This window comes from Streptomyces sp. NPDC057474 (assembly GCF_042802555.1).
Taxonomy (GTDB): domain Bacteria; phylum Actinomycetota; class Actinomycetes; order Streptomycetales; family Streptomycetaceae; genus Streptomyces.
In genome coordinates this window covers 16,303-40,886 of record NZ_JBHVDX010000076.1, presented here as the reverse complement: position 1 = coordinate 40,886, position 24,584 = coordinate 16,303, and the positions used below count along the sequence as shown (strand labels likewise).

The following is a 24,584-nucleotide window of genomic DNA, read 5'->3' as shown; positions in this document are numbered from 1 at the left end:
ACCAGGCCAGACCCTTCAAATGGACCAAGACTGCCGACCAGATCCTCGACCGCATCTGCCGCTACTGCTCACGCATCTCCGAACCAGATCACTAGCCGACTCTCCCCACGCCGCGATCCAGCTACGGGATCCAGAAGCTCGTCTGCGAGCAACTGATCGCGGACTGCACCCGCCGCGGGTGCATCGACGGACGCGTCGCCCGCCCGATGCCCGTGTCGGTGCGGCCGGGCACACCGAACGCGGCCGCTTCCGGATTCCTGTCCGCGATCATCCGCGATCATCCGCGAGCCTCTCGCGGGCCTTGCGGCCATCTGCCTCGTAGGTCCCGCCCTGAGGGTGGCCCTGGCCTCGCCGCGACGCACCGTCGAGGCAATCCTGCGCATCGCGAAAGTAGAGGGTGGGGTGGAGAGGGGTCGGCTCGACGGCGGACTGCCGGTCAACCTTCCGGCACTCACGGTCTCGGGCGCCGGGATGATGGCCACGCTGCGGCAGGTTGCCGACGACGCTGTCGCCGACCTGGTGACGGTCGCGACGACCCCTGCCGTCGAGGCCATTGTGGGCTCGTGGTCCTCCGCCTTCGACAACGCGCGCGCCGCCGCGCTCGGACTGGCTCCCGACCTGAGCTTCGCATCGGTGGTGCGGGACCACCCTCGCTGACTACCCCGACGCAGTCCTGGCCGACCCATCGCTCGCGGCGGGACAGCCGGTCCAGGGTCTGTAAACCGACTGGATCCGTTTTGCCGTACTTCCCGAGTCGGTAGTGCGCGGTTACGTGGCGCGCCAGGCGTCCAGACGCTGGGCGACGATTCTGAGATCGGCTTCCTGACCCCGCACGGCCTGGGCGAGCTCGTACAGTTCCTCGTCCTTCGCCTGGACCGGCTGGCCGGAGAGGTGCATGTACTGGTGGGTGCAGCCCCAGCCGATGACGAGGTTGTAGTCGGTGAAGGGACGCAGCAGCAGGGCCGAGTGCAGGAAGGTGGCGGCCCGGGCGGGTACCTCTTCGTAGTAGAGGGTTCCGCGCTCGCGTTCGAACTTGTGGCGGTCGGCCATGAAGCCGAGTGCGCCCCAGTCGGAGATCGGCACATTGAGCGGGGAGATCGCGGCCTGGATCTGCAAAACCCATCCGGTGTCGACGCGGATGATCGGGCTCACCGCATGCCTTCTGGGAAGCGCTCCGTCACACCGGGCAGGATGCGGGTGGCTTCTGCGACGGCGCCCTCGACGAAGGCGATCCGGTCGGCCTCCTGCACGGTGACGTCGTGGACGTGCTGCTTCAGGCTCTTGCCGGTGATCGTCGCTCGCTCACGGAGGCGTGCCATCTCGGCCTCGGAGAATTCGATGTTGAGTGCTGGCATACCCCTACGGTACCCGGGTTGGTACCAACTTGGGTACCAACCCGCAGGTAGGCCGGTTCCGCTCATATAGACAGCTGGGCACTCCGCGTGCGGCGGGTGCGGGTCGCAGGCCGCGCCGGTCTGGGTCGCCCAGGTTCTTGTCCCGGATCGCTGGGTGGCGTTCGTAGTCGTCGATCGCGACGGTCACCTCCACTGCACGGCAGGGACAGTCCGGGCGGTAGGAGGCGTCAGTGAGGTCTCCCACCGCGGCTGTGCAGTGGTTCTGCCCCTCGGTCGCGAGCAGTGCACGGAAGGCCGCGAGGTAGTCGGCTGGCCTCGATCGCAGGTGCCTGTCGAGCAGTTCACGGAACTCCAGGATCGCAACGGCGCGCCCCGCCGGCAGTTCGTCGCAGCTATACTGTCCTGCCGCACGCGCCATGATGTCGCTGGCCAGTCGGCGTGCGTCCGTCCTGTCGGGGGCAGGGCGGCGATGCCGGCGGGGGTACGAGGTCGTGCTCAAGGAGCAGTCTGTACTCCAGCTCTTTCACGCACGCGTCGGTGTCGCCCTCGCCTTCCACCTGGTCCAAGAGTCTGGGGACGCGGTCGGTGTCGAAGCGACAGTCGTACGTTTGCGCCCAGTCACCACCTGGGTGTGCAACCGCTCGCCGGGTGCCGAGGCGACTGTGTGCCCGGTGTCGTAGGCGGGACTGCGGTAGGACAAGATGGGCTGCGGCTACGAGATCGCGACCGGCACCCCTGTCGATCGGCGGGTTCGGGCGTGGGCGTCGTCTCGTAGCCTGTCGACGTGATCCGCCATACACCGCCGCGCCCTGTGGACGTTGAGAAGCTGTTTCCGGAGGTTGTGCCCTTCCGGAAAGAAACCGTGAGGCTTCACCCGCGTGCGGGCGAACCGACATACCGAGACAGCTCGGTGGGTGGTCCTCTGTTGTGGCCGGCCGAGGAGTCCTGGCCGCTGTGCCCCGAGCATGAGGGGGCGCCGATGGTTCCTGTCGTGCAGATCTACCGCACCAGCGTTCCTGGCATCGTTCCGTTTCCCGAAGGGTGCGACCTGCTCCAAGTCCTTTGGTGTCCGCGGAAGCACAGTGACCATCGCTGGGTCCTTCCTCACATCCAATGGCGGAAGGCCGAGGCGGTCCGGAGGGTGTTGGAGGCCCCACCAAGGCCGGCCGAGAGGTGGGAGAACTACGTCCCGCGTCCGTGCTTGGTACACCCGGAGCTGGTGACGGAATACCCCTACTGGGACCTGCGTGGCGACATGTGGGACGAGTTGGAGTTTCGGTTCTTGGAACTGGATCAGGAGACGGGCTGGGATTACCAGACCCACCTCTCCACTGCTCCCGGCACAAAGCTGGGCGGTTACCCGGGCTGGTGTCAGGAGCCGGAGTGGCCGGACTGCCCCGGGTGCGGGGACCGGATGGAACATCTGCTGACAGTTGAGAGCACCGAGGCCGATGCCCTGTCCCAGCACACCTGGACCCCGGTCGAGGACCGTGACCACGAGTACGACGGTCCTGGGCTGGTGCTCGGTGACCTGGGCGGGGTGTACTTCTTCGAGTGCCTCACCTGCCCCGGACGCCCATACACGCACCGATACGACTGCTCGTAGCCGGCAAGGTCCCGGCGCCCGGCATGGGTTCGGCGCGGCCTTGTCAGCGGTGGGTCGGGTCGGCGGCGTAGTGGGTGCGGCCGGTAGCGGTCTCGAGGAGCCGGATTCGGCGCCGGCCCTGCTGGAGCAGCACGGTGCGGATGTGGAGTGCCGACGGCAGGCTCAGGACGAGGCGATCAGTGACGCGCCGAGTCCTTCACCTCACGGCCCAAGGTGCGTCGGCACCTTGAGCCCTTTCAACTTCATGCTGCGCTGGCCAGACGCAGGCAGAGGATGGCTTGGACGGACCGGTGATGCGGGTGGTCGAGCACCGGACCTTGCGGAGGATCCGCCAGGCCTTGAGGGCCGCGACGGTCTGTTCGACGAGGGCGCGGATCTTCGCGTGGGACCGGTTGACTGCCTTCTGACCGGCGGAAGGCGTCTCTCATCCCGCCGCGGTAGGGAACCCGGACCGAGCGGCTCCGAGACACCCAATCCGCTTGTGTGATGGGATGCCCACCGGCGCTCACAGCGGGCACGCGGGTACGTCGCGACGGCCGCAAGAACGAGGGAAGAGGGAGAGGGGGCCATGACGAGCGGGCACGAGACTGACGCGGCAGCCTTCGGCCCGTGGCCGCTGCAGACGCGCGCCCTGACCCGTGAGGTCGGGCAGGCACGGCAGCTCCTGGCCGCCGGGGAGTGGCGCCCTGCCGCGGCGGACTCCGAAGCAGCAGCGGCCGTCCTGGACCGCCTCGCGGCCCCGCTCCCTGCCCGGCGGGCAGCGACCGCACGGACGCTGGCAACGGACCGGGACCGGCGACTCCAACGACTTTTGCGCACTACCCTCCACCACCTCGACGCAGGCACCGTCAGCTCGCCCGCAGCCGCCCTCTTGGCCGCCGTCGCCCGAGCTTTCCTGCCTTGGCACGCCACCCCGAACCGACCGGGCGCGGCGGCGGCCCCGAGATACGGGACCCCGGCGGGAACGGCAGACGGCCTGGCCGTGCCGGCGACAGAGGCCGGCGAGGCCCTGCTCCCCGATTTGATCGCACTGTTCGCCGTGCTGGCCTCGACGAGCCTGCCCGGGACTCTTCCGCTCACGCCCCCGGTCGAGCCCTGGCAGGTCCGGTACGCGGGCCGCTTCCGTCGTTATGGCAGACCCGCTTTCGGGGTGTGGACAGCTGAGACCGTCGCTTGCCCGGCGTGCGGGGGTAAGGCCGGCCCGTGGACCGTGACCTGCGACTGGCGCCTTATCTCGCTGGGCTGCCCGTGCGGGGTGGTGACCCACGAGCACGGCCTCGCCTTCTCCGAAGTCTGGCTTCTTCTACCGGACGTGTGACCAGGCGTCGTGGCCACCTCAGCCGACCAGACGCGCGGTGCCTTCGCCTGAGCTGCCCGCTGATCGCGGACCAGACGGGCTGCGAACGCGACCGCCTCGGCGGGATCGGCAGTCTCGAAAGCGACACGGTCTCCAGGATCCGAGCGGCCCACTACCACATAAGAATCCGGATGGGCGAACATCGCCGGGAGTGGTTCATGGCCCCACTCCTCCCAGCTGTCCGATGCCGACACGCTGAGCTGCTGCATCGAGATCCACGGATACATCGCACTCAGCAACGACTCACGCCTGGCAGCCTGAAGCAACAACCACAGGGACGGCGAGGACTGGTCGTCCTCAGCCGCCTGAGGACGATTCGCCTCCAGGAGTTGCATCCAAGCCTCTGCGTGACTGCGCTTCGCGCCTTCAGATCCCATAACCCCGACGATGTGGCACCTTCACTACCCCGTCAACGACGAAAGACCCCGGGGCACGGCCACGCAAGATGCGCGATCACCGTGCTTTTCCTGCTCCCCGACGAGTTCATGGCGGAACAGGAGGCCGTGAAAGAGGTCCCTGCAGTTCAGGTCGACTGAGACGAGAATCGTGCCGCTGTCTCAGTCAACCTGAACCAGCGCTGGTCACAGCGTTCCGATGGCCACCTTCACTGCGACAGGACAGGAGCACATCGACATCGAGCTGTAGTACAGGTGTCCCGTCTCTGGCGACCTGATTTCCGCCTCAGATGATCTGGTCTGATTCGTCAGTGGCCGCAGGTGATCTGGTCCACCGATGACGGCCGCTCGAAGTGCCGGAAAACCGGTGGAGCCGTCGGAGCATGAGTCCGTACCGTCCGTGGGATGACCTATCTGAGCCCCCTGGGATATCTGCTGGGCATCGAGGGTGCTGCTTTGCTGCGTGGCATCAGGGAAGGGAGGGCCGACCGGGCGTTCGTCGAGGCCCGGATCGCCGAGATCCGCACCCTGCTGGATGTGCCCGCCCTCGCGCATGCCGAGGGAGTCACGGCGAGTCCGGGCACGATCAGCGCGGCCGACGTCTACCAGGAGTGGGCGCCGCACTATGACGCCCCCGGCAACCAGATGATCGACGTGGAGCAGCCCGTTGTCCGGCGCATCCTGGACAGCCTGCCCGTCGGCGCGGCTTTGGACGCGGCCTGCGGGACCGGCCGCCACACCATCTATCTGCATGAACTCGGCCACGATGTGATCGGCGTCGACGCCTCGCCCGAAATGCTCGCCCAGGCCCGCAAGGGCCTGCCAGATGTCGACTTTCACGAGGCCGAGCTGCACCAGTTGCCGCTTCCCGACAACGCGGTCGACACTGTCGTCTGCGCACTCGCCCTGACTCACGTCCCCGATCTGGCCGCCGTGCTGGCCGAGTTCGCGCGTGTACTGCGCCCAGGCGGGAACCTTGTGATCTCGGATGCCCACCTGCTGGTGTCCTACCTCCGGCCGACCCTGGCCCGCCGTCCCGGCCCGGACGGCCGCCCCTCCCTCCTCGCCGAATACCACCGCCCGCTCAGCGCCTACCTCGCCGCAGCCCTCCCACTGGGCTTCCAGGTCCGGCACTGCGAGGAACCCCGCCGCCCGCGCCACTCCCTCGACTCCGGCACCGCCCCGGACCCACTCCCGACCTACATGTCCTGGGACCTGTTGCACTGGTGCTCGGAAGCGTCGGCCGCGGCCTTGGACGATTCCCCGATCGTGGTCATCTGGCACTTCCAACTCGACGGCACCGGGAAGGGCTGAGCTCGTTTGTCAGTGGGTTTGAAGCGGGCCATCCCTCGTTAGGTGACGCCTCCGCTTTCTGGACCTCGGAACGCTCGAAGTTGTTCCACGCTCGCACTACGGCCAGAGTGCTGGGGAGGGCACATGGGCGAGCCTGCGGAGGCGGTATCCGCCCGGGAGTACGCGTCGGACGTCCAGGTGGGTTCGTCGGTGCCGACGGCGCCCGTCGGCTCGGTCCGCTGACCCGCTACTGGGGCGAGCCCCTCCAACTTGTCTCACCGGCCCGGAAGTTCACGGCGTTCAAGGGGCAGAAGAACTTCACGGGTGAGTACTGGGCGGTGACCTCGCGTTCCCTGGTGGGCTACGAGTCATGGGGTGGAGCGGGACGCGGCGATGGCTCTGGACTTCGAACCCGCCGTCGTGGCTCTGGCCACCCAGCCGTTCCGCCTGGTCTGGCCGGATGGTGACCGGGAACGCGAGCACACCCCGGACTACTTCGCGCGGCTGGCCGATGGGACCGGCGGTCGTCGATGTCCGGCCGCAGGATCTGGTCGACCAGGAGGCCGCCGAGGTTTTCGCGTGCACCGCGCGGATCTGCGAGTCGGGGGGCAGTTCCGGCTGGTCGGGGACCTGAGCCACCCCTTGCGGGTGAATCTGCGCTGGCTGGCGCGCTACCGGCATCCGCACTGCTGCCGGGCGCCGGTGGCGGACCGACTGCGGGAGGTGTTCTGCGAACCGCGGCTGCTTCTTGCTGGGGCCGAGCGGGTCGGAGACCGGTTGGCGGTGCTGCTGGTGCTCTATCACCTGCTCTGGCAGCACGAACTGACGGCAGATCTGGTCTCGGCGCAACTGGGTGCGGGGGCGGTCGTCTGTCTGGCGGGCAGGGGGCGACCGTGAGGTCCGCGCGTCCGGGGCAGCTGCAGCTGGGCGACCGTGTCCGGTTCCAGGAACACACCTACACGGTGGTCGGGCTAACCGGGATGCAGGTCCGTCTGGCCGACGTCCACGGCACCGGCAGCTCTTGGACCAGGTCCATCTCCAGGCCGCCGAGGACTTCGCCGTCCTCGGCGCCGGTGAACGGGCTGGATTGGGGTCGGCCGCCCCCGCGATCCGCACCTCGCTGTCCGGGCAGACGAACCGCACCCTGGGGCACCTGCCCAAGGAGGTGGCGGACCGCGCACTGTGGTGACAGCGGCACCTCGTCGAGTTGCTGACCGGGGTGCCGCCAGACGCCCCGGCGGGCACCTGTCCCCGGCCCGAGTACGATCCGGCCACCCGCTCGTGAGCACCGGCGAGAACGACAATGGTCAGCTCCGGCTGCTGCCGGTCCGCCCCCGTCCAAGAACCGGGGAAGGTACGGACTCCTACGTCCGCCGACTGGCCCGCGCCAACCACCTCAGGCCCAGCTACCTACGCAGATACCTCGTCGGCTTTCCGGACTACGGGCGCGGCAAACGCCCGCCGACCGGCTCGCAGCAGTCACCGGACGCCGCCAAGACGCGCTGGAACGGGCATTGTCCGATCTGGTGCGGCAGAAACGCACCGTGACTCGATCGGGTTCGTGGTCCGCAGATGGATCAGTGTCGGCGCAGACGACGGTGTCGAACAGGGCATCGGAAACGGGAGGCGTCGCATGTCGTCGGCGGCGGCCGCGCGCAGGCTCAGGCTCCGGCAGGCGGCCTCACGGGCAGCGCGGGCAACGGCGCGGGGGCTGAGGTCGGTTCCGGCGATGCGGTGCGCCCGCGCAGCGCCAGGCCGATGGCCTGCGTGCCGATGCCGCAGGAACAGTCGAGTCGAGCACCGCGGCGCGATCCTGGCCGATCAGGGCGTCCCCCTGCCGACGGATACTGGCGTCCAGTCTGTGTAGATCAGGTGGTAGTCGTCGGCCAGTTCGTCGTAGAAGTGCGCCACCGATGTCTCGGGCATGGCCCGCGACTACTGTGTCTGATTCCCCGGACGCCCTCGTCGCCCTGTGATCGGCGCGAACCTCCTCGTTTACGTCAGCGCCGTCATTTCCCGTGAACATCTGCGAGCGCGCTGATCGCCGACTGCTGTTGAAATGAGCAATTGTCAGTATCTGTGGATGAGTTCTGATCCAAGCAGGGACCCCGCCGTCGCTAGTCTGCGGTGAGGTTGCTTGGTTTCTCACCTCGATACGGCATCCAACGGTATCCGGGCTGGAACGGAACGTAGTCGTCGCCAAGGCCAAGCTCGGCGTGGAGCCCCTCGCAGAGGACGAGTCCGTGGAGGCTGCCATTGGTCAGTTCCTCCGACCACTCAGTCTTGAGTTCAACGGGGTCGAGCAGCGGTTCCGGATCCCAGCCGACCCGTGCGGTGACATATCCGTCGAACTTTGCAAGCAGCTCGTATAGCTGGCGTCCCAGGTCGGTGAGCTCGGCTGCGGTGAGCCGGAATTTGGGGAGGCTACCGTCGAGGCCGACGCCCCAGCCGACGGCAACCGGCAGGATGGAGAGCTCGAGGTATGAGCCTGCCGTTCCGAGCATCGGGCGGTGGAGAGGGATGCGATGGGCACCCGCGTGAAGCACCCCTGGCTTGGGGGCGGTGAGAGCGGCACTTTGTGCTGACTCGATGTTGGCCCCGAAGTTCACTACGAGCTCGAAGCAGATAGCCACGGTTCGTCTTCCCCCTGGTTTCCTGTTCAGGACAACCCTGTTGGGCCCCTGTCCGGATACGCGCCAACGCATTTGCGTCCCGTTTGAACTTTTCCGAAAACCGCTTCGAGCGCTGACTACCCACCTCAGCACTACTTCCTCTGGAATCTCAAGTCCCAGTCTCCGGGTGTCCAGTCACAGGGGGAAGCTTCACCACCAGGGTTGCGTACGGGCGGGGGAGTGGGGCTCGTTACGATGCGCTGCGCGTCGCCCGCGAGGCGGCGCGGGTCCGTTTTCGGAGGGGGATACCTGTGTTCGTGCTGTCTATGCTGCTGTTCATAGCGGCGGTCGTGGTCTTTCTGGTCGGTCGTGGCCGTGACGGCGGGGGCTGGAAGCTCGGGGCGGTGTTCAGCGCGGTGGGGGGCGTGCTGGCCGGCGTCTTCGCCTGTGTCCATGTGGTGAGCGCCTGTTTCCCCGCACCAGGTGCCGGCCGGTCTTCGGCGACGGCGAACTCATCCGCACCCGCCCCTCCCTCGTCATCCGCCCTCGGCACAGGCGCTTCAAGCTCAGCGGAAAGTGCCTGCTGTGAGCGTTGACAAGCTCGCCGTGATGAAGCCGTCCACCGCAGCGTGGCGTTCGGGGATCAGCGCGCCGTCGTACCCACGATCGGGGCAGGGACCCTCCTCCAGAGTGGTCGGTACACAGGACCAGCGGGCTGAGGAACTCCGTCATCAGCGCTTCGATGCGTTGGAGTGTGGCTGTTCCTCGCCGACTGGATCAGCGCCTACCCCGCTGTCGGCTACCCCCTCGGCCACGACGTCACTGTGTGTCTGATCGCCGTCCCCTTCGCGCTGAGCTATGACGACATGGCCGAGGGTGACGCAGCATGTGTAGCGACAGCGTGCCCGTTTACCTCGCTGCCGCATCCCTCGCTCCGCTGTCCGCCCCGCGCTCGCGTTTCTCTCCAGGAAACTGCGCTGACTCGTGCGGCACAGGTGGCCAGGGTGTGCGGTGTTCGGTCGGTAGAGGTATGACTGACATAAGCCCGGCGGTGGGGAGGGGCCCAGAGCGCGCCCGTGTGCTGCCGCAGAAATGGAGCCCCGGAATGCCTGAGCAAAAGGCCCGGACCGGGAGCGGCGGGCAGGACCAGGTCACTGCCGCGCCGGGTGGGCTGCTGGACGTGCTGCGAGTGGCGGCCCTCGTCCTGGGGAGCGATGGCCGGATCGTGCTGTGGAGTCCCGAAGCCGAGTCGTTGCTCGGTTTCTCCGCCGCAGAAGCGCTGGGTCAGGACGCGGGTGCACTGCTGGTGGCCCCGGAGAACCGGTCCCGGGCACACGAACTGTTCGACCGCGTGCGCACGGGCGCGCGCTGGGCGGGGGTCTTTCCGGTGCGGCACAAGGACGGCTCCACGCGCCGGGTGGAGTTCCGCACCATGCAGCTGCGCGATGCCCGTGGCGACGTCCATGCCCTCGGTCTGGGTACCGACGCCGAGACCGTACAGAACGTGGAGCGGGACCTGGCCCTGTCCCACATCCTGGTCAGCCAGTCGCCGGTGGGCATCGCGGTCTTCGACACGGACCTGCGGTGGGTGCGTGTCAATCCGTCACTGGAACGCATCAACGGCGTCCCCGAGGAAGCGGTACTGGGCCGGCGCGTCGGCGAGGTGCTGCCGGCTCTCGACGTGGAGGCCATCGAGTCGCGGATGCGGCAGGTCCTGCGGACCGGTGAGCCACTGCTGGATCAGCAGACGGTCGGCCGGACGGCCGCCGACAGCGAAGATCACGCCTACTCGGAGTCGTACCACCGGATCGAGGGTGCCAATGGGCGTGTGCTGGGCCTGGCGATGGCAATCCTCGACATCTCTGAGCGGCAGCGGGCGGCGGCCGAGATCGCGAAAGCACGCGAGCGCCTGGCGGTGATAGCTGACGCCGGCGTCCGTATCGGCACCACGCTCGACCTGCGCCGGACGGCATACGAACTCGTGGATGTGGCCGTTCCCGAGCTCGCCGACCTCGCGGCCGTCGACGTACTCGACTCGGTGGTCAACCCTGGCGGCACGGCAGCACCACGGGCGGACGGTTCCCTCGACTTCTCGGCGCTCGCCCTCAAAGCAAGTCATCCCGCCGATGCGATCGAGGCCGCGGACCCGGTCGGGGAGCCTGCCCTGTACAGCTCGTCTCGGATTGTCACCCAGTGCGTACGTGAGGCACGGCCGATCCTGCTGGAACATGTGGACGACACTGCGATACGGCGTATCGCGAGGGACGATTCAGCAGCCGAGACGCTGCGGCACGCCGGTGTCCACTCCTATCTGGCCGCTCCCCTGATGGCCCGCGGCGAGGTACTGGGCGCGCTCAGCCTGTGCCGCACGGTCAGCCCCCGGCCGTTCGACGACCAGGACCTCACCCTCGCCACCGAGCTGGCCGCGCGCGCCGCCATCTGCATCGACAACGCGCGGCTGTACGGACGCGAACGCGACACTGCTCTCACCCTCCAGCGCAGCCTGCTGTCCCAGGAGCCGCCACCGCATCACGGCGGCATCGAGGTCGCCTCCCGCTATCTGCCCGCCGTCAGCGAGGTGGGTGGGGACTGGTTCGACGTGCTCCCGCTCAAGGACGACAAAGTCGGACTCGTCGTCGGCGACGTGATGGGCAAGGGCGTTCACGCCGCGGCGATCATGGGCCAGCTCCGCACGGCCACTCGCGCCCTCGCCCGGCTCGACCTGCCTCCGGCCGAGCTGCTGCACCACCTCGACGGCCTCGCCGCGTCCCTCGGCGACTCCGACATGCTGGCCACCTGCCTCTACGTCGTCTGCGACCCCCGGCACGGCCGGTGCGAACTCTCCCGCGCGGGCCACCTGCCGCCGGCCCTGGTCGACCCGGACGGGAAGGCCGAACTCCTCGACACCGTCGGTGGAGTGCCACTAGGGGTGGGCGGCGTGCCGTTCACCGTCGAGGAGCGGGAACTCGCCGAAGGGGCAATGCTCGCGTTGTTCACGGATGGCCTGGTGGAAAGCCGTGCAACACCCGTCGAAGCAGGACTGCAGCGCCTGCTCCGCCTGCTGGAGGGCACCCGCCTCCCCCTGGAGGAGACGTGTGACATGCTCCTCGGCGCCCTGGACCGTGAGCCTGAGGACGATGTGGCGCTGCTCCTCGCCCGGTACGGGAGCTGATGCCCGTCCCGTACCCCGGACTGGCTCCCGACAGCGCCTGACCGACGCCGGGGTGCCGCTGTACGACGTCGCAGACAGTGTGGTCACGAGCACCTTGCAGGGTATTGGTGCAGAACCGGTCAGCCACCATCCAGGCAGGACGCGAGACCCGTGTGTAGATCCGGATGCGGAGGCATGAGGTATCCGCATCACTCCCAGGGACCCCCATGCCTCAGCCGGAGAAAGAGCTCAGCCCAGACGCCTCGCCACAAGACTTTTGGTGCGGAACTACGGGGAACGCGCCCGCCGCCCCGGCCGGCCGCCGATAGCCTGGGCGGGAGGTCGTGAGCGGTGACCCCGGCTGGAGGCGGACGGTGCCCGTGGCCCGGTCGCGGGGCGGGGATGACCCAGGCCACGGGAGTCCTGGATCAGTAGCCGTAGATCATCCTGTAGGCGACCTCGGGGAGGAACTGCCCGGCCGAGGAGCCCGCTCCGGCGCCGCAGTTGCCGTCAAACTCGCCCGGGACTTTGATCCACGGGAACATCTCGGCGCCTCCGCCCAGCCGGGTGGGGGTGCCGATACGGCGGCCAAGGGGGTCGCACCACTGGCCGTGAGCCGTTGCCGTTGCGGCTGGTGTCCACGACGAACGGCTTGGTGTAGCCGTAGCGGGCGCCCAGCTCCCTGTTGACGGCGTTGCCGTAGGCGGTGTTCTCGGCGGGATGAAGCGTGGAGGCGCCGGGCCATGGTCGCCGGGTGCGCCCAGCCCGGGTTGCCGGCGTCGAGGTACGCCCACGTCTTGGCGGGACCAGAGTGGGCACTGATCGGACACCAGCCAGGATCACCGCTGTCTGCCGACGGATCGAGGCGATCGCCCCGGCAACTGTTCCCGCAGGCACCCAGCGGCATCGGGCCCGCCTGCCGCCGCAGCCGGGCCCGAACCGTCTCGTCTGTTCTGACCGCTCACCCTGACCGCCTGCCCCCGACCGGCCGTCCCCGGACTTCTCAAGCGAGTCGGCCCGCAACAGCAAGCACTGCACCAGCGGCAACAGTGACCGCTCAGCAGGTAACCAGCACGGCCCGGCTCCACCCGCCTTCGCGATCAACGACGAGCAGGCATACCCGGCCGGAACACACCCTGTGCGAGGATCGCGGCTGGCTGGTCAAGGGAGGGACAGGGCATGGGCGGTTGGCGGGTCGAGGTGCTCAGTCACCATCGGCTGGACGGCCCCATGGCGCCAGCGGCGCGAGAGGTGGTCCTGCCCCTGGAACCCACGGTTCGAAGGGTGGTCCTGGCCGATGTCGGTGACGGTCGGATCGTGGGGGAGGGCCAGGACCTCGCCAGTATCGGCGCGGACGGACGCGAGCGGTGGCGTCACCGCTGCGCGGGGAAGCCGCACGAGGCCCATGTCTCGGGAAACCGTCTGCTGGCACTGACGTATTCGCCCGACTACCACGCATGGGGATTCCTCGGCCCCGCGCTGCTCTTCGACCTGGACAGCGGACGGCAAATCGCCGAACTGCGCGGCGAGCGAGGCTCCCCTGTGGGCGGTGGACGGTTCGTCCTCGGCCTGGGGGGCTACGACGTCTTCGACACCTGGCTCCACGACCGGGACGGCACCTTACTGACAACCTGGCGCAGTTACGGGCATTACGTCCCCGACCTGGATGGAACGGTCCGTGTGGTGGAGCGCGGCCGGAGCAAGGCATCACGCGTCGTGAGACTGCTGCCAGACGGCGGCATCGAGCGCGGTCCCCGGCTGTCGCACGGCCAGGTCTCCCGCCCCGTGGTCCTGGCCGACGGGACGATCGTGGTGCTCGACGCGGGCGTGCTGCGTGCGGTCGACCGCCGTCTTCAGGACACCGTCCTGGCCGAGCTGCTGCCCGTACCACCGGATGAGGCGTGGCGCTTTCACGGCGAACTCTCCCTCGTGGACGACCGGTTGACAGTGACTGTCCAGGAACGATCACGCGAGGTACCGATCAGCCATGTCACAAGGACATGGTCCTTGGCCGTCCTCCGCCCGTCGCACGGCTGATTGCCGGACAGCCGCCGATCGCCGCCGTGACGCAGGCCCGTCCCGATCGTCGCTGGTGTGCACGTGGAGCTGAGGGGCGGTCGAATCGCGGACCGCCCGATCTACCTGGTCCTGGCGATCACGGTCGAGGAAAGGCCGTGGCAGGACGGGCGGCCATGAGCGGTACGGGGGAGGAAGAGGCGGCCGAGGCTTCGCTCGTCGGAACGGCCACGGCGCCCGGCACCGTTGATAGCGGCCAGTTGGGATTCCCCGCTCGCGGCCAGTTGCTGGGAAGTCAACTGGCCGCGATTGTCACTGGATGTAACGGCACAATCGGCCCGGCCGATCCGCGCAGGCATGGCGATTGCGATCCGCGCGACAGTGCCGACGAGCTATGGGGTGGTGATGGTGGCGACGGGTGCCAGGAACCGCCGAACGCATTCGGCGAAGGCGTCGGGCTGGTCGTGGTGAACGACGTGTCCGGCGGGCAGCTCGATGAGACGGATCGATCGCTTCGCTGCCATGTCGCGGGCGTGGGGGCCGACAGTTCGTCGCTGCGCGTGCCCCGGGTCAGCAGGGTCGGGCATCGCACGCTCAGCCAGTTGTGCCCATGGTCACCGGACAGTGCTTGCTGGGACCGGACCGTGTCGGCCGCGTCGAAGGAGAAGCCCCCGCCTTCTGCTCGCTCCCTGGTTCTGCCAGACCTTTTTTACCGACCGCGGGAGTCCATAGATGGCCTTCGACCTGCGGCGATGCGTTGCTTACATGTTCTCGACGGAGGATCGAGAAAGGCCGGGAAGTCTGACCCTCGGAGCGAGGACAGGTCGAGAGAGGACAGGTCGGATGGACGGGGCCGCATTGATCAATGTGGCCTCCCTCTGCGAGGATGTCGTCCATGACGAACCAACGAAAGGCCTATGGCGCGTAGACGGCCAGGCCAGGTGCGCGCCAAGCTGTCGCGCAGGCTCCGCCCGGAGCGTGGCAGGAAGACCGTTTCTGGGGTCTCGGCGCGCGCACAGAGCGAGATTGCCGCGTTCGAGGATTCACATCTGTGGCCAGGGGCCATCGCCGACGCGATGACGCGGTGGGTCGGCACCGTTCACGGGCCGGCCCGCAGGCTGACAGATCCGCAGCTCCGTGGCTGCGGGGTCGAGGCGTGCTGCCCCCCTGACGCTCATCCACGAGAGATGCTGGAGCAAGCTCTGTGCGGGCTTCCGCCAGGCGCGTCGCGGGAGCTCCGGCGACGGGTGCATCCTCTTGACGAGTTCTACTGGTCCCGCACGATCGTGGACTGCTATGGCGATCCGTCTCAGCCATGGTGGTTGCGGAGATGCTGAACCTCGGACAGGGGGATGCCTCGTAAGCGCCCCTCCGCCCTCCGGCCGAAGTCCGGATCATGCATGCGGTGCGGCACCAGGCAGGGCTACTGCGAACGGTATGACGCAGCGCTGTGCGTGGTGTGCGACCAGTGGCGTGAAGGCGTCTGCGGTGATCCTGATTGCACGTATTGCCGACAACGGCCCGAACGACCAAGCCTTGCCCGGGAGCACGCCCCTGTTGAAGCCGTCTTGCGTCGGGCGGCCCGGCTGGCCGACCGGCGATCGCTGTGGTCCCGACCGAGGGACCCCGTCACCTGATGGGTGATCGGGCCCCTCGGCCGTGCGGCCTTCAGCCGCTCCTCCAGGGTCCGGTTGTCGGTAGTGAGTTGCCGTACTCGCTGCTTGCGAGTGGTGTTCTCGGTGGTGATCCGCTGGCCGGCCTCCTGGGTCCATTCGGAGCCGATCTTGCCTCTGTCCGCTGGCGTGGGTGCTGACGCTCGCAACAGCGGACGTACGGCCGGGAACAGCTGACTGACCCCCGCCTCTCGTCGGGGGTCAGTCCAAGGTTCGGCGTTCGTCAGTGCCGGAAGACGTCCTTCGTCTTCTCCTTCGCCTGGCGTGCATCACCCTTCGCCTGGCCGCCGCGGCCTTCGGCCTCCATCTTCTCGTTGCCCATGGCGCGGCCCGCCGCCTCCTTGGCCTTGCCCTTGACCTCTTCCTTCTTCGCCTTCGCCTTCTGCTCGCGTGCCACCGTTCATCACTCCCTGACAAGTCTGACCTCGGTGTCACTACGCCAAGTGGCCCTCAGCGTGGCGCCCAAACATTGCTCGGGCCCCCAGTTTGCGGTGTCCGCGTACCTGTCCGTCGGCGAGGATGGGGAGGCAGGGCCGAGGGTGTGGTGGTCCGCTGATTCCGAAGCGAAGGCGACGACGCGGGGCTCCGCGAATCAGTGTCTGGTCCCGCTCACCGATCTCGGACGGCGGCGCTACCCGGCACGTCGGACATGGTCTCGATCAGTTGCGCTGCCCGCTGGGGCAGCCGCGTCGGCCGGGGCTTGCCACGACGTTTCGGGGCGCCCTCGGAGGCTGTGCGGGCGAGGTCGAAAAGTGCTGGGTCTCTGTGTCGTCCATGCGCAGGGTGCGGGCCAGCGACCGCAGCACGCTCTCAGAGACGCCGCGCAGGTTCCCGCGTTCCATGCGGGTGTAGTAGGCCGTGCTGACTCCCGCCAGCTGGGCGACCTCCTCGCGGCGCAGCCCGGGGACGCGGCGCTCGCCGCCGAAGACGGTCACGCCGGCTTCCTCCGGAGTGATGCGGGCGCGCATCTCGGTGAGGAATTGCTGCACGTCACGGCCAAGGTCCATGCGATCCACCGTAACGCGCGAGGTCCCGTGTGTGGGGGTGGCTGCCAGTAGCCCCCAGCGCCGGCGTGCCTGCATCCGGGGGATGGCCGGCGGGGGACAACAACGGGGACTCCCACCCCCGCCGCCCACGCGCCTACGGTCGAAGCATGGCCAAGAACACGATCACTCTGAACAACGGTGTGGAACTGCCTGCCCTCGGGCTCGGCGTCTTCCAGACCCCGCCCGACGTCACGACCGCGGCGGTCCAAGAGGCCCTGCGCGTCGGTTACCGCCACATCGACACCGCTGCCGCGTACGGCAACGAGCGTGAGGTCGGTGAAGGCATCCGCCGCTCCGGCATAGCCCGCGACGAGGTATTCGTCGAGACGAAGATCTGGATCAGCGACTACGGCTACGACGCCACGCTGCACTCCTTCGACAAGAGCCGCCGGCAAGCTCGGCGTCGACCAGCTCGACCTGCTGCTGCTCCACCAGCCCCTATCCCTGAGGCCTGAGGCCGGCACTCTCGGCAGACGAAGTCGGGGCACCGTGCTGAAAAGCCCGTTCGTTCGACGGCTACTCCCGCTCGACCAGCTCCAGGAGAACCTCGGCATCTCCTCCAGCATGCTCACCACCCGGCTCAAGGCCCTGGTCGCCGACGGCCTGCTGGAGCGCCGCGCCCACCAGACCAATCCGGGCGTCACGAGTACGTGCTCACCGATCTGGGGCGCTCCCTGTGGCCGGTCACCATGGCCCTGACCGTCTGGGACAACTCCCGCCTCGCATCGGAGTAACGCAGCATGGTCCTCAGCGACGCGACCTCGGCGAGGAGATCGACCCCGTCGTCGTCGACGTGTCGACCGGCCACCGCCTCGATGACAGCGACGCTTACGTCCTCACCGGCGGACCTGCGGCGAGCGAAGCCATGCGGGTCCTCTACCGCCACCGCAGGCGGGGCCCTGGCGGAAGCCCTGCTCAACCGAACTGAACTCTGTGGCCGCGGGATCCAGTTGCGGCGCCGTCTCCTTCGGCCCTGCGAGTCGTCCGTGAGCGAAACCCGCGCCGATCATGTCGGGCAGGAGACCGGCCACGGCACGCTCACGATGCGGTGCGTCGCCGATGGATCGGGCCGGTGCTCCAGGACAGCGGTGTCCCCGAGCCCTGATGCGTGTGGGCGGTGATCTCCGCCGCGATCGAGATGGCCGTCTCTTCGGGCGTGTGGGCGCCGAGGGCGAGGCCGATCGGGGAGTGCATGCGGGCGAGGTGCTCCTCTGGGACGCCCGCCTCTCGCAGTAGTTCCAGTCGATGCGCGTGGGTGCGGCGGGAGCCCATCGCGCCCACGTATCGCACCGGCAGGCTCAGTGCCAGGCGCAGCAGGGGGACGTCGAACTTGGCATCGTAGGTGAGGACGCAGATGGCGCTCCGTGCGTCCACTTCGGTGGTGGCGAGGTAGCGGTGCGGCCAGTCGGCCACGACCTCGTCGGCGTGCGGAAAGCGGGCCGGGGCGAAGACGGGGTGAGTGTCGCGCACCGTGACCGGTAGCCCAGAAACCGGCCGACCTCGCTGAGTGCGCCGGCGAAGTCGATGGCGCCGAAGATCAGCATCCGGGGGCGGGACGCATGGGTGTGGACGAGGACGGACAGCCTCTTTGGAAAGGTGCTCGCGTCTCCGCCGACCTCGACCCGGCCGCTACGGCCTGCGTGCAACAGCGCGCGAGCCTGCGCTGCGACCGCCCCCTCCCAGCCCTCGCCGCCCGCTACTCCGCCGTGAATGCCGCCGTTGCCGGTGACGCTGAGAAGCTGTTGTCGTTCCGAATCTGAGGGCGACGTTTTCGCTGGTCAGGCATAGGTCCGGTGATTCGGTGGGAGTGGTGGCGTGTCGTGTCGTCGTGTCGTTGCTCCCCAGGAGGTTGCGGATACCGTCGGTGGTCGGACTGCTGGAACAGCACGAGCTCGCCGTTTGCCGTCGAGTCGAGGGATTGCGTGAGGAAGCCGATCGCATTCAGCCGAGCTGCCGCGGCCGAGGAGGAATGGCAGGAGTGGGCGATCGCCCGCAGGCGAGTGGGCATGGTCCTGGCTCCGGACGTCGGCAGCATCGCTGTTGAGGAGGTCGCCTCCGGCCCGGACGCGTGCTCGGTGTCCGGGCGGGCGGCGAGGTCGCAGGTTCCGGTGTGGTGTGAGGGGCTGGCCTGGTCGGTGCTGTCGGTGGACTATCAGCGCATCCTCACCGCGCTCGCGGACCGGGACCGGCTCCATCAAGGGCCGTAGACCTGCCAGGAGTTGGCCGTGATGTCCGGTCTGGACGCGGTGTCGGCCAAGGTGGAGGCACTGCGGTCGAAGGCGAGACGTCTGGTCGCGCGGGGCTGGCTGGCCGAGCGGCAGCCGGGCCGGTTCACGCTCGCGCAGGTGTCGCCGTACAAGTGGACGTGCGCCAAAAAAATCGGACGGCGATGTCGAGAAACCGCGTCCGGCTCCGTCCCCGGGGTGAACGCGACCACAATGGGTCGCACGAGCACGGAGGAGAACGACGATGGCCAAGTACCTGCTGCTGAAGCACTACCGCGGAGCCCCGGCTTCGGTCAACGACGTGCCGATGGACCAGTGGAGCCCGGAGGAGATCTCGGCGCATGTGCAGTACATGAACGACTTCGCGGCCCGGCTGGAGAAGACAGGCGAGTTCGTCGACGGTCAGGCGCTCGCCCCCGAGGGAGCGTGGGTCCGCTACGACGGTGAGGGGCGCCCGCCGGTCACCGACGGACCGTTCGCGGAGACCAAGGACCTCATCGCCGGCTGGATGATCATCGACGTCGACAGCTACGAGCGCGCCGTCGAACTGGCTGGGGAGTTGTCGGCCGCCCCTGGGGCGGGCGGCAAGCCGATCCACGAGTGGCTGGAGGTGCGCCCGTTCCTGGCCGCGCCGCCCACCATCACGGAGTAACGTCACCGATGGACGAGGTCCTGCTCAGAAGTCTCACGCCGAGCGTGCTCACCGTCCTCGTCCGCCGCGGAGCCGACTTCGCGGCGGCCGAGGACGCCGTGCAGGACGCTCTGGTCGAGGCGCTCCGGGTCTGGGCGGCCGACCCGCCGCGGGATGCCAAGGGCTGGCTGGTCACCGTGGCCTGGCGCAAGTTCCTCGACGCGACGCGCGCCGACGCCGCCCGCCACCGGCGTGAGGACCGCGTCGAGGAGGAGCCGGCGCCCGGGCCGGCGCCCGCGGTGGACGACACGCTCCAGCTCTACTTCCTGTGCGCCCACCCGTCGCTGACCCCGGCATCGGCGGTCGCGCTCACGCTGCGCGCCGTCGGCGGGCTGACCACCCGCCAGATCGCCGAGGCCTACCTGGTGCCCGAGGCGACCATGGCGCAGCGCATCAGCCGGGCCAAGCGCACCGTCTCCGGCGTGCGCTTCGACCGGCCCGGCGACGTCGCCACCGTGCTGCGCGTCCTCTACCTCGTCTTCAACGAGGGCTACTCCGGCGATGTCGACCTCGCTGCCGAGGCCATCCGGCTCACCCGGCAGCTCGCGGCCCGGATCGACCACCCCGAGGTGGCCGGGCTGCTCGCCCTCATGCTGCTCCACCACGCCCGGCGCGTCGCCCGGACCGTGTCCGACGGCAGCCTGGTGCCGCTCGCCGAGCAGGACCGCGGCCGGTGGGACACTGTGTTGATCGCCGAGGGCGTCGGGATCCTCCAGGCGGCCCTCGCCCGCGACCGGCTGGGCGAGTTCCAGGCCCAGGCCGCCATCGCGGCACTCCACGCTGACGCGCCCACCGCCGAGGAGACCGACTGGGTGCAGATCGTCGAGTGGTACGACGAGCTCACGCGCCTGACCGACAGCCCGGTCGTCCGGCTCAACCGCGCGGTCGCCGTCGGGGAGGCCGACGGGCCGCGCGCCGGCCTGGCGGCGCTCGAGGCGCTGGACGCCTCACTGCCCCGCCACGCCGCGGTGGCGGCGTACCTCCACGAGCGCGACGGCGACCTGGCGACGGCGGTACGGCTGTACGCCGAGGCGGCCCACAAGGCACCCAATCTCGCCGAGCGCGATCACCTGACGCGCCAGGCCGCCCGGCTCAACGCCCGCCGATGTCGCTGACGGGTCGCGCTCGGATTTTCCCGCGGCACGTGTCTGCACGTTGACGCCCGCGTCGACGTGCGCAGGAATCGGAGCACTACGAGTCGATCACCGTCATCGACAACCGCGCCTACGCGGGCTTCACCGGGGATCGGATCCAGGCGCGGATCGGGCGCGATGACGAGGACTGGCCCGACAGCACTCTCGTCCTCATCGCCGACGAGCGGGCACTGGCCTCCGCAGAGTTCCCGCTGCTGGCCGTGAACAACCTGCCCGACGATGACGACGATCCCTTCAGAATCACCTCGCAGCGGCCGGTTCCTTCGTCGTCAACATGGAACTGGCGAACACGAGTTTCGGTGAGTGGGGTAGTGGTGTCGGCGCCGACGGCGTCTACCGGGAAGAGCACTACTGACAGTGTCAAAGATCGTGCGTCCCGTTTGTATCCTCATGCCCGGGTCGGCGGCATCACCCACGACCCATGGCCGCGCCGTTGGGGTCGGTCAAGACCATGGCCTGGCAGACAAGCTGCGTCAGCGGGCTTCATACCGAGCGCCATAGGCCTTGCCGGTGGGGCGTTCGCCAGGTGGGATACGCCCTTGATCCTCTCGTCGTTGGCCGCATAGGTTCCCCCACATGACAAACGTACGGATCGGTGTGATGCACGACCGCGACTGGGCCCCGGAGGGGTTGCCCGAGTTCGCGCGGCGGGCCGAGGCGCTCGGTGTGGATGACCTGTGGGTGGTGGAGGACCTCGGCTGGAACGGCGGCGTGTCGGCGGCGGCCGTGGCCCTGGGCGCTACACACCGCCTGCGGGTGGGCATCGGCATCACCCCGGCCCCGTTGCGCAGCCCGGCGCTGCTGGCGATGGAACTGGCTACGCTGGCCCGGGTTTTCCCCGGCCGGCTGGTGGCCGGCATCGGGCACGGCGTGCGGGAGTGGATGGCCCAGGTCGGCGTCGCCCCCCGCTCCCCACTGGCTCTGCTGGAGGAGACGATCACCTCCGTGCGCGCGCTGCTGCGCGGTGAGCGCGTCGAACTGACGGGGCGTGAAGTACAGCTGGACGGAGTGAAGTTGGTGCATCCGCCGACCGAGGTCCCGCCGGTCGTCGCGGGCGTGGTGCGCCCTCGCTCCCTCGAACTGTCCGGCCGGGTCGCCGACGGCACGCTGATCGCCGAGGGCCACGGACCGCGCGATCTGGAACACATCCGTGAGCTGACCGCCAAGGGCGGCGCCACTGCCGACCACACCCTGACCGTCTTCGCCTTCGCGTGCGTCGGCAACGATCCCGACGAGGTGGCCCGCACCCTCCACCCCCACACAGAGGGCCACGGCGCCTGGCTGGGCCGCCCCCAGGGGGAGGTCTTCACCGTCTCGGGCGACGCCGCCCGGGCCGCCGACGGCATCCGCGAACTCGCGGCGGCCGGCGCGGACACGGTCGTCCTGCGCTTCGTGGGCGAGGATCCGCTGGGGCAGTTGGAGGCCGTGCTCGGAGCCTGGCAAGCACCCTCGGACCTGAGTGCTTCGTCCGAGTGATCCTCCGCGCCTCCTTCGGTGTGACTGATGCAGAATACGCAATTGCCCGTCACGGGGCGGGGTCACGATGCTGGGGGCGGTACGCGCGCCGCGCGGTGACCAGGCCCCGCCGACGCTGCGGGGAAGGATTTGCCTTCCGCGATCCGTGACCGCGCAAGCTCGGTCAGGAACAACTCGGAGCGTGCGGCCAGGGTGTGCGAGAAGAGGAATTACTCCGGCAGGTGGGTGTGCGTGACCCGCAGCGGAGGTTCGATTCACGACCTGCGCTCCTACAACCCCAACGACCAGACCCGCTCCCTGAAGATCAACAGCAACGACTGCGGTTGAACGTGATCTGGTGCTGCAGCGGACCAGATCCTCTTTGCTGGTGCGGTACCTTGCCGCGCTTCACGGCCCGACCAGGCGGCGGGCCGCTGGCCGGCGCAGCGATGCGAGCCGTGGATGGTGCGGCAGGGTGGTTCTCAGCCAGGGAAGCGTTGCTGGCCGGGCGCCGCGAGGTGGTCTCCACAACCTGGCCAACGACGCTGGCGACCTGTGGTCAGCCGTCTGTACCGATGCCCCGGAAATCCCGTCGTGACCACGGTTTCTTCCCTCGCCGTCGGCAGTCCGAGGCGCCGGCGCGCGTCGACGGTGGCGGCCCTCACCGGAGCGAGGGCCGCCGCGATATCCGGTCCGAGTACGGACAGCGCGTCGGCGAGGACGTCAATCGTGTCCAGGCCGTCGTCTGCGGCTGCCGCGTTCCAGCTCTCCGGACCGTTGATGCCGGCGAGATGGCAGGCACTCTCGACAGCTGTCTCGGCGTACTGCTCCACCCCGGGCGCGGCGTTCGGCGCCAGTTTCATGCCCGTCCCGAATCCGGGGCGGAAGAGATCACCAACGGTGCAGGGGACCGGCCGCCCGTGTGGGTGGGCGAGGGTGACCTCGGTGGTCACGTTCGGGCAGCCGTCGAGGACTTCCCGGGACGGCACGCCGCTCCAGCCCGGCCGGAACTCCGGTGCTCAGCCGCGTTGGGCGGCGTCGTGGACGGCGCGCGCGGTCTTGCCGAGCGTGGGCCCGTACATCGGGCTGCCGCCGTTGCCCTGGCCGTGGCTGTTGACCGACACCACGGTGCCCTTGCCGGTGGCGGAGTTGAAGCCGGCGAGCCAGGGACCGCCGCTCGCGCCGCCGCCGAGGTCGCACGGGACGCGTTGCTCGCCCTCGGGGGCGCGCTGGGTGGTACCGACGCAGTACAGCAGTTTCTCGCCCCGCTGGGGAGTGGTGGCCGGATAGCCGAAGGCGGTGACCCGCTCACCGGCCGGACGGCCGAAGGCGATGTTCTGCGCCCCCACCGCGTCGGTGAGCCGCTTGCCCTTGGCCGGGGTGGCGACGACCATCGCCGCAATGTCATTGACGGTGTCCTCGGCCCAGGAGCGCGGTGTCATGGTCGCCTTGACGGCATAGCGGCCGTACGGCGCCTTGCCCTTGGCGTAGCCGGGGACGAAGACGATGTCACTGTAGGTGTTGGCGGGTGAGGAGCCGAGGCGCGCGCAGTGGGCGGCGGTCATGATCACTGAGCGGTTGCCGCCGGCGACGGCGCTGGCAGTGCACCATGTGTCCTGCCCCCTTGAGTTGACGAAGAAGAGCCGGCCGATGCTGGGGATGTCCTTGCCGGTCCAGGGCTTGCTGAGCGGTCCGGTCGGCCCCAGGTCGACGGAGCGGCCGACCTGCTTCATGCGCGCGGGCGTCCAGTGCGAGAGGGCGGCGGCCCGCTCCGCCGCCGTGTAGGTGACCTTACTGACCTGCCCGGTTCCGGCGGCGGCCACCGCGGATGAGGCCGGGGCCGCCAGGGGGCCGGCCAGGGCCAGCAGGGCGGTGGCGAGACCGGAGACGGTGCGGCGCGCGCCTCGGTACGGGCTGGGCGACATGGGTGTCCTCTCGGATGATCGGGATCGGGCCATCACCCGGAAGGATGCGATTCCGGCGAGTGGCGTGCATCCGCTGTCTGATCTTTCGTTGCCACGGCCATCTCGTCCGAGGTGATGTTGTTCTTGACCACCACCTCGAAGGTGTGAAGGTCCCCACCCACGTAGGCGGCCGAGTACCGGCATCCCGCCGACCTGGTTGGCGAATCACGCACACGACGGCGCGCTGCTCGTACGGGCTGGGACTGCCCGCAGTGCGAGGACCGGCAGGTCGACCGCCGTGCTCGTGGCAGCGCGGTCGGGGTCGTCGTCGACGCTGTGATGCCGTACGCCTCGCCGGAGGAGCTCGTACGGCGACCGAGCGGCAGCCGCACGAGAGCGTGACCGCCCAGGCGTGGGACCGCGAGCACCGCTGGGTGCAGGAGCGGGCCCGGAAGGCGGCGTGACGGACGCCGCCTTGGACACAGGGGGCTGGGGTATGGATCTCATGACGGCACGGCCGCGGCGGGACTTGCCGCGGGCGGGTACATCCTGCGTCCTTGGTCACCGCTGGATCGAGTTCCGCGCGCAGATCCGGCGCGCGGAACTCGACCAGCACGGGCTGTCGGAACGGACCCGGTCGCTGCCACCGGG

General features: G+C 69.0%; 19 protein-coding genes and 11 pseudogenes. 17 read left to right on the top strand and 13 right to left on the bottom strand.

What is annotated here, in order from left to right; translation table 11 throughout:
• Positions 1-98: 98 nt before the first annotated feature.
• A pseudogene (locus ACFU53_RS22170) lies at positions 99-721 on the top strand (NAD-dependent epimerase); the annotation flags it as partial.
• Positions 722-768: 47 nt separating this feature from the next.
• Here the strand turns inward: ACFU53_RS22170 and ACFU53_RS22165 are convergent.
• Positions 769-1,152 carry a hypothetical protein gene (locus tag ACFU53_RS22165; protein WP_383994938.1) on the bottom strand — a complete coding sequence of 128 codons (384 nt, stop codon included), beginning with the start codon at positions 1,150-1,152 and terminating at the stop codon, positions 769-771.
• Positions 1,149-1,355 carry a hypothetical protein gene (locus tag ACFU53_RS22160; RefSeq protein WP_383994935.1) on the bottom strand — a complete coding sequence of 69 codons (207 nt, stop codon included), beginning with the start codon at positions 1,353-1,355 and terminating at the stop codon, positions 1,149-1,151. The genes ACFU53_RS22165 and ACFU53_RS22160 overlap by 4 nt, the downstream gene beginning before the upstream one ends.
• 1,219 nt (positions 1,356-2,574) lie before the next feature.
• On the opposite strand from ACFU53_RS22160, the gene ACFU53_RS22155 reads away from it, so the two are divergent.
• Positions 2,575-2,961: a hypothetical protein gene (locus ACFU53_RS22155; RefSeq protein WP_383994932.1), complete on the top strand. Its 387-nt coding sequence runs from the start codon at positions 2,575-2,577 to the stop codon at positions 2,959-2,961.
• A 242-nt stretch (positions 2,962-3,203) separates the two neighbouring features.
• Here ACFU53_RS22155 and ACFU53_RS22150 read toward each other — a convergent pair.
• Positions 3,204-3,416 (bottom strand): annotated as a pseudogene (locus ACFU53_RS22150) (transposase family protein); the annotation flags it as partial.
• 113 nt (positions 3,417-3,529) lie between these two features.
• Between ACFU53_RS22150 and ACFU53_RS22145 the strand changes: the two are divergent.
• Positions 3,530-4,279: a hypothetical protein gene (locus tag ACFU53_RS22145; RefSeq protein WP_383994929.1), complete on the top strand. Its 750-nt coding sequence runs from the start codon at positions 3,530-3,532 to the stop codon at positions 4,277-4,279.
• An 83-nt stretch (positions 4,280-4,362) separates the two neighbouring features.
• Here the strand turns inward: ACFU53_RS22145 and ACFU53_RS22140 are convergent.
• A pseudogene (locus ACFU53_RS22140) lies at positions 4,363-4,653 on the bottom strand (DUF6193 family natural product biosynthesis protein); the annotation flags it as partial.
• A gap of 465 nt (positions 4,654-5,118) precedes the next feature.
• On the opposite strand from ACFU53_RS22140, the gene ACFU53_RS22135 reads away from it, so the two are divergent.
• The 4 genes from ACFU53_RS22135 (at position 5,119) to ACFU53_RS22120 (ending at position 7,554) form a co-directional block, all read left to right on the top strand.
• Positions 5,119-6,027 carry a class I SAM-dependent methyltransferase gene (locus ACFU53_RS22135; protein WP_383994926.1) on the top strand — a complete coding sequence of 303 codons (909 nt, stop codon included), beginning with the start codon at positions 5,119-5,121 and terminating at the stop codon, positions 6,025-6,027.
• A gap of 372 nt (positions 6,028-6,399) precedes the next feature.
• Entirely contained in the window at positions 6,400-6,903 is a 504-nt protein-coding gene (locus ACFU53_RS22130) for a TnsA-like heteromeric transposase endonuclease subunit (protein WP_383994923.1), read from the top strand.
• 124 nt (positions 6,904-7,027) lie between these two features.
• Entirely contained in the window at positions 7,028-7,195 is a 168-nt protein-coding gene (locus tag ACFU53_RS22125; RefSeq protein ID WP_383994920.1) for a hypothetical protein, read from the top strand.
• A 92-nt stretch (positions 7,196-7,287) separates the two neighbouring features.
• Positions 7,288-7,554: a hypothetical protein gene (locus tag ACFU53_RS22120; protein WP_383994944.1), complete on the top strand. Its 267-nt coding sequence runs from the start codon at positions 7,288-7,290 to the stop codon at positions 7,552-7,554.
• A gap of 34 nt (positions 7,555-7,588) precedes the next feature.
• Here the strand turns inward: ACFU53_RS22120 and ACFU53_RS22115 are convergent.
• Positions 7,589-7,932: pseudogene (locus tag ACFU53_RS22115) on the bottom strand (class I SAM-dependent methyltransferase); the annotation flags it as partial.
• Positions 7,933-8,123: 191 nt separating this feature from the next.
• Complete coding sequence (locus ACFU53_RS22110) at positions 8,124-8,639, bottom strand: hypothetical protein (RefSeq protein WP_383994917.1); 516 nt, start codon at positions 8,637-8,639, stop codon at positions 8,124-8,126.
• Positions 8,640-9,723: 1,084 nt separating this feature from the next.
• Between ACFU53_RS22110 and ACFU53_RS22105 the strand changes: the two genes are divergently transcribed.
• On the top strand, positions 9,724-11,790 hold the full coding sequence (locus tag ACFU53_RS22105) for a SpoIIE family protein phosphatase (protein ID WP_383994914.1): 2,067 nt from the start codon (positions 9,724-9,726) through the stop codon (positions 11,788-11,790).
• 407 nt (positions 11,791-12,197) lie between these two features.
• Here the strand turns inward: ACFU53_RS22105 and ACFU53_RS22100 are convergent.
• A pseudogene (locus ACFU53_RS22100) lies at positions 12,198-12,565 on the bottom strand (glycoside hydrolase family 6 protein); the annotation flags it as partial.
• Positions 12,566-12,948: 383 nt separating this feature from the next.
• Between ACFU53_RS22100 and ACFU53_RS22095 the strand changes: the two are divergent.
• Positions 12,949-13,806, top strand: a complete 858-nt coding sequence (locus ACFU53_RS22095; protein WP_383994910.1) for a hypothetical protein — start codon at positions 12,949-12,951, stop codon at positions 13,804-13,806.
• Positions 13,807-14,177: 371 nt separating this feature from the next.
• On the opposite strand, the gene ACFU53_RS22090 is transcribed toward ACFU53_RS22095, so the two are convergent.
• The 3 genes from ACFU53_RS22090 to ACFU53_RS22080 form a co-directional block, all read right to left on the bottom strand.
• Positions 14,178-14,309, bottom strand: a complete 132-nt coding sequence (locus ACFU53_RS22090) for a hypothetical protein (RefSeq protein ID WP_383994906.1) — start codon at positions 14,307-14,309, stop codon at positions 14,178-14,180.
• Positions 14,310-15,681: 1,372 nt separating this feature from the next.
• Positions 15,682-15,855 carry a CsbD family protein gene (locus ACFU53_RS22085; protein ID WP_383994903.1) on the bottom strand — a complete coding sequence of 58 codons (174 nt, stop codon included), beginning with the start codon at positions 15,853-15,855 and terminating at the stop codon, positions 15,682-15,684.
• Between the two features lie 262 nt (positions 15,856-16,117).
• Positions 16,118-16,465 carry a helix-turn-helix domain-containing protein gene (locus ACFU53_RS22080; RefSeq protein WP_383994901.1) on the bottom strand — a complete coding sequence of 116 codons (348 nt, stop codon included), beginning with the start codon at positions 16,463-16,465 and terminating at the stop codon, positions 16,118-16,120.
• Between the two features lie 146 nt (positions 16,466-16,611).
• On the opposite strand from ACFU53_RS22080, the pseudogene ACFU53_RS22075 reads away from it, so the two are divergent.
• Positions 16,612-16,945: pseudogene (locus tag ACFU53_RS22075) on the top strand (aldo/keto reductase); the annotation flags it as partial.
• Between the two features lie 64 nt (positions 16,946-17,009).
• Positions 17,010-17,432 (top strand): annotated as a pseudogene (locus ACFU53_RS22070) (winged helix-turn-helix transcriptional regulator); the annotation flags it as partial.
• Positions 17,433-17,542: 110 nt separating this feature from the next.
• Here the strand turns inward: ACFU53_RS22070 and ACFU53_RS22065 are convergent.
• Positions 17,543-18,240: pseudogene (locus tag ACFU53_RS22065) on the bottom strand (XdhC family protein); the annotation flags it as partial.
• Between the two features lie 119 nt (positions 18,241-18,359).
• Here ACFU53_RS22065 and ACFU53_RS22060 point away from each other — a divergent pair.
• The 6 genes and pseudogenes from ACFU53_RS22060 to ACFU53_RS22035 all read left to right on the top strand — a co-directional run.
• A pseudogene (locus ACFU53_RS22060) lies at positions 18,360-18,849 on the top strand (hypothetical protein); the annotation flags it as partial.
• A 124-nt stretch (positions 18,850-18,973) separates the two neighbouring features.
• A complete protein-coding gene (locus ACFU53_RS22055; RefSeq protein WP_161066178.1) occupies positions 18,974-19,381 on the top strand; it encodes a YciI family protein in 408 nt (135 codons plus the stop codon).
• An 8-nt stretch (positions 19,382-19,389) separates the two neighbouring features.
• A complete protein-coding gene (locus ACFU53_RS22050; protein WP_383994897.1) occupies positions 19,390-20,535 on the top strand; it encodes an RNA polymerase sigma factor in 1,146 nt (381 codons plus the stop codon).
• A 74-nt stretch (positions 20,536-20,609) separates the two neighbouring features.
• Positions 20,610-21,140: pseudogene (locus tag ACFU53_RS22045) on the top strand (DUF6924 domain-containing protein); the annotation flags it as partial.
• 10 nt (positions 21,141-21,150) lie between these two features.
• Complete coding sequence (locus ACFU53_RS22040) at positions 21,151-22,050, top strand: LLM class flavin-dependent oxidoreductase (protein WP_383994894.1); 900 nt, start codon at positions 21,151-21,153, stop codon at positions 22,048-22,050.
• A 129-nt stretch (positions 22,051-22,179) separates the two neighbouring features.
• Positions 22,180-22,272 (top strand): annotated as a pseudogene (locus tag ACFU53_RS22035) (peptidase inhibitor family I36 protein); the annotation flags it as partial.
• 239 nt (positions 22,273-22,511) lie between these two features.
• Here ACFU53_RS22035 and ACFU53_RS22030 read toward each other — a convergent pair.
• Together ACFU53_RS22030 and ACFU53_RS22025 are read right to left on the bottom strand one after the other, a co-directional pair.
• Positions 22,512-23,018: a hypothetical protein gene (locus ACFU53_RS22030; RefSeq protein ID WP_383994891.1), complete on the bottom strand. Its 507-nt coding sequence runs from the start codon at positions 23,016-23,018 to the stop codon at positions 22,512-22,514.
• A gap of 30 nt (positions 23,019-23,048) precedes the next feature.
• A complete protein-coding gene (locus ACFU53_RS22025; RefSeq protein ID WP_383994889.1) occupies positions 23,049-23,954 on the bottom strand; it encodes a trypsin-like serine peptidase in 906 nt (301 codons plus the stop codon).
• Positions 23,955-24,584 lie beyond the last annotated feature (630 nt).